Here is a 13,089-nt window from a genome sequence, read left to right on the forward strand (position 1 = left end):
CTTGAGGGAAGACACGCGATGCTCGCCCATCAGCCGCCTCAGATCGCCCGCGCCAACGGCATCGATATTTGCTACGAGATTTTTGGCGATCCGGCCGCGGAGCCGATGCTCTTGATCATGGGGCTCGGCGCCCAGATGATCCATTGGGATGACGATTTCTGCCGCCAGCTCGCCGCGCGCGGCTTTCGCGTCATCCGCTTCGACAATCGCGATATCGGCAAGTCCTCTCACATGTCCGGCGGCAAGCGGCTGACACCGTTCGAACTGCTGAAGCTGCGATTCCTGAAGATTCCGGTGGCCGCACCTTACAAATTGATCGACATGGCCAAGGACACTGTTGGCCTGATGGACGTACTCGGCGTCCAGTCGGCGCATCTGGTCGGAGCGTCGATGGGCGGCATGATCGCGCAGGAAGTCGCGCTCTCGTTCCCGCAGCGGGTGCGTTCGCTGACCTCGATCATGTCGACCACGGGCAATCCAAAAATACCGCCGCCGACGCGCGAGGCTGCGGCCGTGCTGATGGCGCCGCCGCCGCGGACCAAGGAGGAGTATTTCGACCGGTTCGCCCAGACCTGGAAAGTGCTGCGCGTCGGCTCGTTCCCGGAAGACGAGGCCCTCGACCCTGCCCGCGCTGCCCGCACCTATGAACGCGGCCTCAATCCGAACGGCGTTGGCCGGCAGTTGCGGGCGGTGCTTGCCTCCGGCAGCCGCAAGGAACGGCTGCATCACATGAAAATCCCGACGCTCGTCATTCACGGCACCGTCGATCCGTTGGTGCACCCCGAAGGCGGCAAGGATACCGCGGCATCGATCCCCGGCGCAAAGCTCCTGATGATCGAAGGCATGGGCCACGCGCTGCCGATCCCGATGTGGCCGCAGATCATCAACGCGATCGCCGGCCACGCGCAGGGTGCGGCCGCAAAGGCGGCGTAGACGTTCCGTAACACGCTTCTGACGCTAGGCCTTCATCGCAATCCAGATCACGTGGCGCACGCCGCGGCCTTTGCCGGTGGCGCGGATGTTGACTTCGTTCACCTCGAAGCCTGCACCACGAAGACGTTTTGCGAACGCAGCGTTTGGCCCCGAAGACCATATGGCCAGGATGCCGCCCGGTCGCAGTGCGGCGTGCGTCGCACGCAAGCCTGCAGCGTTGTAGAGCGCATCGTTGGCCTCACGAGTAAGCCCCTCCGGTCCATTGTCGACATCGAGCAGAATGGCATTGAACTTCGAACGATGCGACCGGATGATGTCGGTGACATCCGTCTCGCGAATGCTGACGCGGGGATCGTCCAAGCTGTCGCCGAAGATTTCTGCCATCGGGCCTCGGGCCCAACTGACCACCGCCGGCACCAACTCCGCCACCAAGATCTGCGCTTCATTGCCGAGCCCGGCGAGCGCGGCACGCAACGTAAAGCCCATGCCCAATCCGCCGATCAGTACACGCGGCTTAGCGACATTTTCGATCTTCTTCGCAGCGAGCGTCGCGAGCGCGGCTTCCGAGCCCGACAGGCGGCTGTTCATCAGCTCGTTGCTGCCGAGCTTGATGGAAAACTCTGTGCCGCGGCGCATCAGGCGGAGTTCGCCGCCGGTGCCAGGAATGCGGGCGGTGTCGAGCTTTTCCCAGGGAATCATGTGGAGGGTTGTAGCATGCTGTCTCAATAGTCGTCGTCCCTGCGTTCGCACGGACAACGGTTTATCCGCCCGCCCAGACGTCCAGCACGTAGCGGTTCTTGGTGCCGAGATCGTCGATCCAGCGCAGGCCGGCATCGGCGTCGGCGCCGGACTTTTCGCGATAGATCGCAACCAGCGCGGCCTTGACATCTGGCTCCATCTTGCCGCCATCGCCGCAGACATAGATGATCGCGCCCTGCTCGATCAGGTTCCAGACGCGGTCCTTTTGCGCCGCCACCTGATGCTGCACATAGGTCTTCGGCCCGTCGGCGCGCGAGAAGGCGGTGTGCAGCTCAGTGATGCCGTTGATCGCGAAGGCCTTCAACTCCGTGGCATAGAGAAAATCCTGTTCGGGATGGCGGCAGCCGAAGAACAGTATCGCCGGGCCGAGCTTTGCGCCCTGCGCCTTGCGGTGCGCGCGCTCCTGCAGGAAACCGCGGAACGGCGCTAGCCCCGTACCGGGACCGATCATGATCACGGGTTGGGCCGGATCGTCCGGCAGCCGGAAGCCGGCCTTGGTCTCGCGTATGGTCGCATGCACGGTATCGCCAACGCGGCGTCCGGCGAGATAGTTCGAGCAGACGCCTTTGTAGACGCCGCGCCCCGAACTCGCGGGCGATTCCACCACGGCGACGGTGACGCTGCAGCGCGACGGATCGGTCGAAGGCGACGATGAGATCGAATAATAGCGAGGCGCCAAGAGCGACAGCATTTCCAGATAGGCGTGGAATGGCAGTTCGCAGGCCGGATGCTCTTCCAAGAGATCGAACACCGATTTGCGCCTGGCCAGCACGTCCGATCGGTAACGCTCGGTGGAAGCATCGTCGTCGCCGACATAGCCGAGCAGCTTCGGCTTGGTGACGGGACAGCGCGTGTGTTCCGACATGATCTGGATTTGCTTGCGGGTCGCGATCTGCTGCAACTCGACGAACTCGGTCAGCAACCTCCCGACCGACACGGCATCGCCGACCGGCAATTGCGCGCGGCGGCCCTCCGCGACGTGCAGCCGGATCTGGTCGGCGGGCAGGAAACCAAAACGGCGCGCGACGGAATCCACCAGTGCCGGATCGTTGCGCGGCACCACGCTGAGGTGGTCACCGACGCGGTAGGCGATGCCGGGCGGCAATTCCACCTCGATGTGGCACGTCGAGCGGTCGGAAGGACTGGCGCCGGCCTTGTTCTGCAGTTCGGAATTCACCAGCACCTTCATCGGCGCGACGCCGCCCTGCGCGACGATGGTGTGAACGGCCGATGGCGCCACCGGCTCGATCGAATAAAGCGGCGCGTCGTCGGCGCTGCGGGCGAAACCGGAATCGACGCCCAGCTCCTTCATGGCCGCGGGTGCTGCCGCCGCGAACCATTTTTCGAACTGGCCGTCGAGATCGCTGCGGGCATCGCCCTCGCCGCGGCTGTAGAGGCTGCGCGCGCCGTGCGCCGTCAACTGCTCGTCGATCATGCGCGGCACGGATTGATAGGTCGCAGCCCAGTCGCTGTTGCCGCAGCCGAACACGGCGTATCGCACTTTGGCGAAGGCGTCGCTTGGCAGGCCGCTGTCCAGCCATTTGACGAACTGCGTGGCGTTGTCGGGGGCTGCGCCATTGTAGGAAGCGCAAAAGATCATCAGCGCGCCCTGCTCCGGCAGTTTGCCGACGTAATCGTCAAGCGCGCCGAGTTTTGTGGCGAAGCCATTGACCTCGGCGAGGTCAGCCACCCGCGTCGCCAGCTCTTCCGCGGTTCCGAGGTTTGAGCCATAGAGCACCAACAGCGGCGTGTTGTGGCCCGGACGGGTCCGCGCCTGTGGCGCCGCCGCGTTTGAGGCGGCGGCCGCGATAGCGGTGCGGCCGGCAAACGCGCCACGGTCCTTGTCCGCGCGCGGGCGCACCTTGATTTTGAAACCGTCCGGCTTGACGGTCAGCGTTTCCTTCAGGTGCATCTGGTAGCGATGCACGTCGATCAGCTTGAAGCGCTGCAGGATCATGCCGATCGCCAGCGCCGCCTCGTGCATCGCAAAACCGCGACCGATGCAGGCGCGCTGGCCGTTGCCGAACGGTTTCCAGGCATTGATCGGACGCGTGGCCTCGGCCTCGCGGCTGAAATTCTCGGGATCGAAGACGTCCGGGTTGGGTCCCCAGACGCTGGGGTCGCGGTGCAGCGCCATAACCAAAACGGTGATGAACGTGTTCTTCTTCAGCTTATACTTGCCACCGCCGATGGCCTCGTCCTGAAGCGGCGTAATGCCGTAGGCGGGCGCGGGCGGCCACATCCGCAGCGCTTCCTTCAGGATCTGCGTGATGTAGGTGAGCTGAGTGACCTGCTGATAGGTCGGCCTGGCGTTGATATCGGGCCCGAGCACCCGGTCGACTTCCTCGTAGGCCTTCTTCAGCACTTCCGGATGCTTGAGCAGCGCGTAGATGGTGCACGAGAGAAGTCCGCTTGTGGTCTCGTGGCCCGCAATCAGGAAGGTGTTGATCTGGTAGCGGATGTTGATGTCGTCGAGCTGCTCGCCGGTCGAGCGGTCGATGCCGGTCATCATCGCGCCCAGCATGTCCTTCTTGCCTTCGGCGGCTTCCGCATTGCCGCGGCGCTCGGCGATGATCTCGTCTACCATCTTGTTCATGAAGGCGACGTCCTGGGCCAGCGTCTTGCGCCGCTTCTGCATCCACAGATTTTCCAGCGGAAGACCGCGGGTCATCATGATGGTCTCGAGCGAGCGCACCAGCGACTCCACGAACGGGTGATAGTCGCGGCGGTAGAATGAATTGAAACGGTAGTCGAAACCACAGAGACCGATGGTGTCGAGCGTGAGCGCCGTCATGTCGTGCACGACGTCGATCTCCTCGTCGGCGTTGAGCCGCTCCCATTTCTTCACGAGTTGCTCGGCGATATCGACCATGCTCGGGTGATAGGCTTGCATCGCGCGGTTGCCGAACGGTTGCAGCAGGATGTTGTGCGCCTTGCTCCAGTTCGGCTCTGTCGTATCGGCCGTGAACAGCCCGTCGCCGCCGACGGCGCGGACGCGGCGCAGCGAGCCGCGCACCGTCTTGTCGAAACGCTTCTCGTCGGAGAGTTCATCGATCAGATCGTGGCCGGAGACAATCACGATCGGCGCACCCATCATGTCGAGCCAGAAGATCGGCCCGAGCTCCTTGGACAGCTTGACCAGATGCTGCACCGGCGCGTTCGGGTCCAGCGACAGCATGTTGCCGACGACGGGCTTCTTCGGCGGATGCGGTATCGGACTGAGTTTATTGCTGGACGCCATTGTCGAAGTGTCTCCCCTGCCTGACTCAACCGTCATTTCGAACGAAGCGAAGCAATCCATCGCTCGGCAAAACGAAGAATGGATTGCTTCGTCGCTGCGCTCCTCGCAATGATGGCTCGTTATGCGGACCTATCCAAATCTTTTTCTGCGCCACTCGATCAGCTTGGCGCTGACCTCGTCCGGCTTTTCCTGCTGGGTCCAATGGCCGCTATCGCGCACGAGATATTTCTCGAGGTCCGGTACCAGCTTCTCCATGCCCTCGGCCGCCGACGGCGGCAGCACCGCGTCGTTCTCGGCCATGATCATCAGCGACGGCACGCGGACGGTATGGTCGAGCCCTTCCGAGCGCTGCCAGTTGCGGGAAAAATTGCGGTACCAGTTGATGCCGCCGGTGAAGCCGGTCTTGGTGAAGGTATCGACGAACACCTGCTTTTCTTCCGGTGACAGGATCGGCGTGCGCGGATCGTGTTTGGCATCGTAATTCGCGATCATCTGCGGAAACGCCAGATTGAGTCGCGCTGATGCGCCGACACCCGCAATCGGCTGCTCCTCCGGCGCACCCGGGGGTCGCGCCACCGGCTTGCGCATGAATGCGTCAAAGGTCTGCTCGACCCGGCTGCCGAAAATCCTGTCCGGCTCGCGGCCAGGATCCTGGAATTGCACGATGTACATCTTGTCGCCGAAGCGCTGCCGAAACAGCTCGATCGGATCGGCCGGCATGCGATCCCAATGCGGGGTGTTGACGCCGACGACGCCGGCGACGCGACTAAGATGACGCAGTGGCATCTGCCAGACGACGAAGCCGCCCCAGTCGTGGCCGACGAAGATCGCCTTGTCGATCTGGAGATGATCGAGCAGACCGACGAGATCGCCGGTCAGATGCTCCATGTCGTAATCCTCGACCGGCTCGGGGCGGTCGGTCGCGCCATAGCCGCGCTGATCCGGCGCAATCACCCGGATGCCGCCCTCGCTGAGCGCCCTGATCTGGTGCCGCCAGGAGAACGCGATCTCTGGCCAGCCATGGCAGAGAATGACCGGCGGCTTGTCGGACTTCGGCCCCGCCTCGTAATAGCCCATGCGAATACCGTTCACCTCGGCGAATTGTAGCGGCGGCATTTCAATCATGTCAGCCCCCTATTCAGCGGCGCGGGTCATGCTCGGCGGCGGCGCGAACGCCGCCTCCAGCGCTTCAAATTCGACCGGAAGCATGTCGCAGAGAATGTGGACATGCGGAATGATGTTGGCGCCGGCGATGAAACCGAAATCGAGCTGGTCGCGGTAGCTCTGCACGGTGATGTTGAGCGCGATGCCATGCGTCGAGATCGACACCGGGAAGATGTGCAGCAGCTCGGCGCCGGCGGCATACAGCGTCTGCCGCGGACCGGGCACGTTTGATACGGTGATGTTGGCCGCCGGTGGCAGCACGTCGGAGAGGTTGGAGCGGCTGTAGAGTAACGCAAGGATCTGGGTCACGATCGGCGCGCCCAGCATCGAAAGATTGGAGACTTGCGGCATCAGCGCCCGCAGCGGATGCGACATCTCCTTCGACTTGGTGGATTGCGCGATGATGGTTTCCAGCCGCGTCTTGGGATCGTCGACATTGGTGGCGATCGCGCAGATCATGCCGAACACCTGGTTGTTGGCATCGGCGTTGCCCTCCTCGCGCAGCGAGATCGGCACCGCTGCGGTCAGGGATTTGTTGGGCAGCGCGCCCTGGCTTATCAGGTAGCGGCGCACCACGCCTGACGACAGCGCCAGCACGACGTCGTTGAGCTTGCCGCCGGACGTCTTTGCCAGCGCCTTGGCGCGCGACAGCGAGATCGAGGTGCCGGCGAAGCTGCGCTCCGACGAGATCGTCTTGTTGAGGATGGTCGGCGGCGAGGCCATGCTGGCCAGGCTGTCACGCGACTTCGGATCCGAAACCTTGCCGACCACATCGGACACGCTCTTGAGCATTGTCGGAATGCTGCTGGCGAATTTCACCGCACTCTCGATCTGGAACATGGCGTTGTCGAACAGGATCGATCCAAGATCGCTTTTTCCCGAGCGCGGCAGCTCGAGGCTCTTCGGCGCCGCCTTCGGATCGAACGGCTGGGTCCAGAGCTGCTGGTAGGAATCGATCAGGTTGGCAGCGATGTCGCGCGGCTCCGGCGCCACCTTGCGCGCCGTCGGCGGATCGACCTGACGCGGCACCGGGGTGATGTCGTAGATCATGCTGGTGAGCGCGGCGCCGGCGCCGCCATCGATGCAGGCATGATGCATCTTGGAGTAAAGCCCGATCTCGTTATCCTTCATGCCTTCGAAGACATAGAACTCCCAGAGCGGGCGGGCGCGGTTGAGCAGCTTGGCATGCATCCAGCCGACGATGCGCTCCAGCGTCGCACGATCGCGCGGCGCCGGCAGGCTGGCGCGGAAGATGTGGCGGTCGATGTCGAACTGGTCGTCCTCGACCCAGGACGGATGATCGATGTCGAGAGGCGCCTTCTCCAAGCGGGCTTTCAGAATCGGCGCGATGTGCAGCCGCGAGGCGATCATCGCCTTGAACTCTTCGAAGAAGTCGCCCTTGTAGCCTTCGGGCAGGCGGAAGATCGCCATGCTGCCGACATGCATCGGCATTTCCGGTGTTTCCAGATACAAAAACGAAGCGTCCAGCGAAGACAGCTTCTTGGCGTCCGCCATATTTTCCTCCCGCAGTAGAAAACGCGGCGCCTTGGCGGCGCTTCTGGCGTCTGGAATGTCTTTATTATTGGAGCATATCCGAAAACCGGCAGCCATCCCGCACCAATTGCAGAACGGGATCTTTCGCGATCATGCCCTTAGCTCAGGGCGTGGATTCAGGATTGTGCATTTTCGGGGGGCCCATAGGCAATGGCAAATGGTCCTGATCGGTCAAAATGCTTAAACTCGCCCTCCGCCTGCGCCAAGCGGTCGGCTACTGCCCACAACGCTGCGGGGTTGACGCCGAGCCCGATATGGCTGGCAAGGTAGACCTCGATGTTTTCGGCGGTTGCGGAGGGGTGCAATAGGCTGGTGTGCCAGTTCACGATGCCGTCGGTGCGGGAATAGATCGAGGTCGCCGGCACCGGCAGGTCACCGGCGATGGCCAGGCGGATTTCCGGATTGTCGTCGACGGTTTCTCCCGACAGCAGCTCATAGAGCCGCGTGGCGTTGGTCGCGCGGATGTCGCTGGCAAACGGGCTGCCGAGCGTGATCACTGAACGCACCATGCCCGGCATCTGCAGTGCGAGATCGCGCGCATAGACGCCGCCGAGACTCCAGCCGACCAGACTGACCTTGCGGCGAGTGGCTCCATAGATGCGCCTCAGCAGAGCTTGCAGTGCTCCACGCTTGGAAGCGATGCCGCCGAAATTGCGGCCCATGTCCCAGGCATAGGTGTCGTAGCCGAGTTCTTTCAGATAGCGCCGCATCGGCGCCATCGATAGATCACTGGCGAGAAATCCCGGCAGCGCCAGCACCGGATGCCCGTCGCCCCTCGGCGCACGCAACAAGAGCGGCGACAGTAACAGGCTCGAATTCAGTTCGAACAGCGCCCGCGTCTCGGCCAGCATCAGAAGCAGACTTGGCGGCCGAAGCCGCTGCTCTTCCGTTGCTGCGCCGCTTTCCGCGATCGCCACTCTCACTTGTCCTTCTTGGCCATGCCGCCGAGCCCGGCCATGGTCACGAACATATCCTGGAATCGCTCGGCGATCTTAGGATCGAACGTGAACCAACTTTGGATCAGCGATTCCGGCGACACCTTTTCGATGTTGGCCATCACCTGCTGCTGCATCTTGTCCATCACGGCGATCTGCATCGGCGAGACGTCGGGCAATCCGAAGAACTGACGGGCCTCCAGCGGCGTGCAATCTATTTCCACGTTAACCTTCATGACCGCTCCTTTTTTCTGCCCTTGGTGCAGTATCGCCACGATGACCCGCGTCACGCAAGGACAAGACCCGGTCCCCGGCCCCCTCAATTCCCGATATGGTCAACTCCCGATATGGTCAACCAAAGCGTTCGATGGCAAACGGCCTGACATCGGCAAACGGCGTCTCGCCGGTCATCATTTCGGCCAGCAGGCGGCCGGTCGCGGGTCCGAGCGTCAGGCCGTGGTGCTGGTGGCCGAAATCGAACCATAGCCCGCCATGGCGGGGAGCCTTGCCGATGACCGGCAGCATATCCGGCAGGCAGGGCCGCGCACCCATCCAGGGCTTGGTGTCCACCGGTTCGCCGAGCGGGAACAGTCTGTGCGCCCGCGGCAGGGCCCGCTCGACCTGGATCGGTGTTGGTGGTGCATCACGGTGGGCGAACTCGGCGCCGGTCGTGAGCCGAACGCCGCGGTTCATCGGCGCCAGGAGATAGCCGAGATCGGTGTCCAGTACGGGATGGTTCAAGACCGCGTTGCCACGCGGCTTGAGATGCAAATGGTAACCACGCTTGACCTGAAGCGGGATCGAATAGCCGAGTGGCGCCAGGATCTGGTCGGACCACGGCCCCATCGCCACCACCACTTCGCGCGCCGTAATGGTGCCTTCCAGCGTCGCCACTCGCCACCGTCCGCCAGCCTGTTCGAGCGTTCGGGCGTCGCCGACCAGATAGCGCCCGCCCTTGCGGCCGAACAGCGCCGCATAGGCCTTGGCCAACCCACCGGGATCGGGCACAAATCCCGGCGCGGGAAAATGGATCGCGCCGCTGAAATCGCCGGTCAGATGCGGCTCGCGCGCGATGATCGCAGGCCGATCCAGCACCTCGCCCACGACGCCATGCCGGCCTGCGCGCTTGAGATCCTGCACCGCATCCGCAAGGGTCGTCTCGGAACGAAACAGCTTGATCCAGCCGGTCCGCCGCAACAGCTCCGGCACATTGGCTTCCGCAATCAGCGCCTCATGCTCGATCAGACTGCGCTGGATCAGCGGTAACTCGGCCATTGCGCTGTGCTGTGCACGCTCCGGTGAGGAGGCGAGAAAATACCGGGCCAGCCACGGCAGGAAGACCGGCAAATCCCTGAAATGGTAACGCACCTGCGGCGCGCGAAGAAACGCGTAGCGCAGGATCTGGCCCACGTCGCGCGGAAACATATAGGGAAAGACCGAGGCGCATTCGATCAGCCCGCCATTGCCGTAACTGGTTTCTTCGCCGGCGGTATCATGGCGGTCGATCAGAACCACGTTCCGGCCGCGTTTTTGCAGGTGCAAAGCGGCGCTGACGCCGACCATGCCCGCACCCAGGACGAGAACGTCGGCCTTCAGTTCCGCCATCCGGCACTCCGAAAGTTCAATGTAACGTGCTTGCGCATACATCTTAAGGTGAGACTAGTCATTGTCTTAAAGGTGAGACTAGTCATTGCCGCACCGCCGCGCAAACCGGCACGCAGTGCGGGATAATGAAGCTTGCGCGGTGGCTGGACTCTGGCAACATGGCTCGGCAATATCCGGCGGAAATTGCTGATCAAAAGCGGGGAAATCGAACAAATGTCGATACGTCAGACTTTGCTTGCAGCGGCCACGGCTTCCATCCTGGCAATGGCGCCGGCATCGGCCCAGACCCTGCGCTATGCGAACCAGGGCGACCTCAAATCGCTCGACCCCTATACACTGAACGAAACCACCACCCACGCCCATCTCGGCCATGCCTATGAGGGTCTGATCGCTCGCGACAAGGACCTGAAAATCGTCCCCGCCCTGGCGGAAAGCTGGGAAACCCCAGAACCGACCCGTTGGCGCTTTCATCTACGCAAGGGCGTCAAATTCCACAACGGCGACCCCTTCACTGCCGACGATGTCGTTTTCTCGGCAGAGCGCGTTCGTGCCAAGGGCTCGAACCTTCCCACCCGCATTCCATCCGATGCCAAGGTCGTCAAGGTCGACGACTACACCGTGGATTTCATCCTGACCTCGCCAAATCCCATTCTGCATTCGCAATGGGATACCTGGTACATCATGGACAAGAAATGGGCCGAGGCGAACAACTCGATCGCCCCGACTCCAGTGGCCGCAACTTCGCCGAGTTTTGCCTCGCTTAACGCTAATGGCACCGGTCCCTTCATCATCGAGAGCCATCAGCCCGGGGTGAAAACGGTGTTCAAGCCAAATCCGAACTGGTGGCGCGAGCCCGAGCACAATCTGAAAGAGATCGTCTTCACGCCGATCGGCTCCGCCGCCACGCGCGTGGCCGCCCTCCTGTCGGGCGAAGTCGATGTCATCGAGCCGGTTCCGATCCAGGATATCACACGCGTGGATTCCAGCCCCAACGCCCAGGTGCTGAAGGGACCGGAACTTCGCACCATCTTTCTCGGCATGGACACGCTTCGCGATGAATTGCTGTATTCCAACATCAAGGGCAAGAACCCCTTCAAGGACGTTCGCGTTCGCGAGGCCTTCTACAAGGCAATCGATGTCGAGCTGATCAAGACCCGGGTGATGCGCGGACTTTCCACGCCATCGGCGCTGATGATCGCACCGCAATTATTTGCGCTGTCAAAGGATTTCACGCGGCCGAAAGCCGATCCGGATGCGGCCAAGAAGCTGCTGGCGGAGGCTGGCTACCCCGACGGTTTCGAAGTCACCCTGGATTGCCCCAACGACCGTTACGTCAATGACGCCCCGATCTGCCAGGCGGTGGTCAGCATGCTGGCCAGGATCGGCGTCAAGGTTGACCTCCTCGCGCAACCCAAGGCGCAGTACTTCGCCAAGGTTCTCAAGGCGGGCGGCTATCAGACGTCGTTCTTTCTGTTGGGCTGGACTCCCGGAACTCTCGATTCCCATAACGTGCTCTACGACGTTATCGGCTGTCGCGACGATCCCAAGAGTTCGCGCGGAGAGAACAATCTCAGCGGGTATTGCAACAAGGAAATCGACGCCCTCACCGACAAGATATTGCAGGAAGCCGACACCACCAAGCGCGATCAGTTGATCAAGCGCGCTTACCAGATCCTCGACAAGGATTTCGGTTATATCCCGCTGCATCAGCAGGCGCTGGCCTGGGGTGTGTCGAAAAAGGTGAAGCTGACGCAGCGCGCCGACAATCAGGTTCTGCTGTACTGGGCGACCAAACAGGACTAGTTGGGCGTCAAACGAGGTCCCGGCGGCTTGGTGCTTCCGGGACTTTTCGTTTCCAGGCGACTGCGACGTCCGCCGCCGCACCAAGAGAGCAGTGAAAGGAATACATGCTCGCTTTCACTCTTCGCCGCGCAATCCAGGCCATCGGCGTCATGATCGCAGTCGGCGTGATCGCGTTCTCGATGTTCCGTTTCGCCGGCGATCCCGTCAACCAGATCGTCTCGTTGGACACGCCGGCCGCCGAACGCGAGGCGGTCCGCAAGTCGCTCGGGCTCGACGATCCCGTGCCGGTGCAGTTCGCACGCTATTTCGCCAATGCCGCGCAATTCAAGTTCGGGGTCTCCTATCAGTTCCGTCAGCCGGTTTCGAACCTGTTGATGGAACGAATGCCGGCGACGCTGGAGCTTGCCGCCTGCGCCACCGTTCTCGCCATGGTGTTCGGCATCCTGATGGGGGTCTATTCGGCACTGCGGCGCGATACGATTCTGACAAAGTTCTTCCAGGCGGTGTCGCTGATCGGAATCTCGCTGCCGACCTTCCTGATCGGCATCCTCCTGATCTATCTCTTCTCGGTGACGCTGGGTTGGCTGCCTTCATTCGGCCGCGGCGACGTGGTGCGGATCGGCTGGTGGACCACCGGCCTGCTTACGCTTTCCGGCCTGAAGGCGCTGATCATGCCATCGATTACGCTTGGCCTGTTCCAGATGACCCTGATCATGCGGCTGGTGCGCGCTGAAATGCTCGAAGTGCTCCGCACCGACTACATCCGCTTCGCCCGCGCCCGCGGCCTGACCACGCGCGCGATCCATTTCGGCCACGCGCTGAAGAACACGCTGGTTCCCGTCATCACCGTCGCCGGCTTGCAGTTTGGCTCGGTAATTGCATTTGCCATCATCACCGAAACCGTCTTCCAGTGGCCGGGCATGGGATTGTTGTTCGTGCAGGCCGTGCAAAATGTCGATATCCCGATCATGGCCGCCTACCTGCTGATGGTGTCGCTGATCTTCGTTACCATTAATCTGGTGGTCGATATCCTCTACACCGTCGTCGATCCGCGCCTGCGCTCGACCATCCGCCGTCCGGCATGAGTGAGACTGA

10 protein-coding genes are annotated in these 13,089 nt (G+C 62.3%); 3 read left to right on the forward strand and 7 right to left on the reverse strand.

Annotation, left to right across the window (positions count from 1 at the left end; genetic code table 11):
• Positions 1-18: 18 nt before the first annotated feature.
• Entirely contained in the window at positions 19-933 is a 915-nt protein-coding gene (locus CQ13_RS19455) for an alpha/beta fold hydrolase (protein ID WP_057844456.1), read from the forward strand.
• 24 nt (positions 934-957) lie between these two features.
• Here the strand turns inward: CQ13_RS19455 and CQ13_RS19460 are convergent, their stop codons facing one another.
• The 7 genes from CQ13_RS19460 to CQ13_RS19490 form a co-directional block, all read right to left on the reverse strand.
• The gene (locus CQ13_RS19460; protein WP_057844457.1) at positions 958-1,632 is read right to left on the reverse strand and encodes a spermidine synthase; all 675 of its coding nucleotides are present in this window, start codon (positions 1,630-1,632) and stop codon (positions 958-960) included.
• Between the two features lie 61 nt (positions 1,633-1,693).
• Positions 1,694-4,933, reverse strand: a complete 3,240-nt coding sequence (locus tag CQ13_RS19465) for a bifunctional cytochrome P450/NADPH--P450 reductase (protein WP_057844458.1) — start codon at positions 4,931-4,933, stop codon at positions 1,694-1,696.
• A gap of 129 nt (positions 4,934-5,062) precedes the next feature.
• Positions 5,063-6,058, reverse strand: a complete 996-nt coding sequence (locus CQ13_RS19470) for an alpha/beta fold hydrolase (RefSeq protein WP_057844459.1) — start codon at positions 6,056-6,058, stop codon at positions 5,063-5,065.
• Positions 6,059-6,067: 9 nt separating this feature from the next.
• The gene (locus tag CQ13_RS19475; protein WP_057844498.1) at positions 6,068-7,612 is read right to left on the reverse strand and encodes a WS/DGAT/MGAT family O-acyltransferase; all 1,545 of its coding nucleotides are present in this window, start codon (positions 7,610-7,612) and stop codon (positions 6,068-6,070) included.
• A gap of 155 nt (positions 7,613-7,767) precedes the next feature.
• A complete protein-coding gene (locus tag CQ13_RS19480) occupies positions 7,768-8,502 on the reverse strand; it encodes an esterase/lipase family protein (RefSeq protein WP_245309233.1) in 735 nt (244 codons plus the stop codon).
• 68 nt (positions 8,503-8,570) lie between these two features.
• The gene (locus tag CQ13_RS19485; protein WP_057844500.1) at positions 8,571-8,822 is read right to left on the reverse strand and encodes a DUF6489 family protein; all 252 of its coding nucleotides are present in this window, start codon (positions 8,820-8,822) and stop codon (positions 8,571-8,573) included.
• 115 nt (positions 8,823-8,937) lie between these two features.
• The gene (locus tag CQ13_RS19490; RefSeq protein ID WP_057844460.1) at positions 8,938-10,191 is read right to left on the reverse strand and encodes an NAD(P)/FAD-dependent oxidoreductase; all 1,254 of its coding nucleotides are present in this window, start codon (positions 10,189-10,191) and stop codon (positions 8,938-8,940) included.
• A gap of 213 nt (positions 10,192-10,404) precedes the next feature.
• Between CQ13_RS19490 and CQ13_RS19495 the strand changes: the two genes are divergently transcribed.
• Complete coding sequence (locus CQ13_RS19495; RefSeq protein ID WP_057844501.1) at positions 10,405-11,994, forward strand: ABC transporter substrate-binding protein; 1,590 nt, start codon at positions 10,405-10,407, stop codon at positions 11,992-11,994.
• Between the two features lie 104 nt (positions 11,995-12,098).
• The gene (locus tag CQ13_RS19500) at positions 12,099-13,079 is read left to right on the forward strand and encodes an ABC transporter permease (RefSeq protein WP_057844461.1); all 981 of its coding nucleotides are present in this window, start codon (positions 12,099-12,101) and stop codon (positions 13,077-13,079) included.
• Positions 13,080-13,089 lie beyond the last annotated feature (10 nt).

Origin of the sequence: Bradyrhizobium retamae, assembly GCF_001440415.1 — a bacterium.
GTDB lineage: Bacteria > Pseudomonadota > Alphaproteobacteria > Rhizobiales > Xanthobacteraceae > Bradyrhizobium > Bradyrhizobium retamae.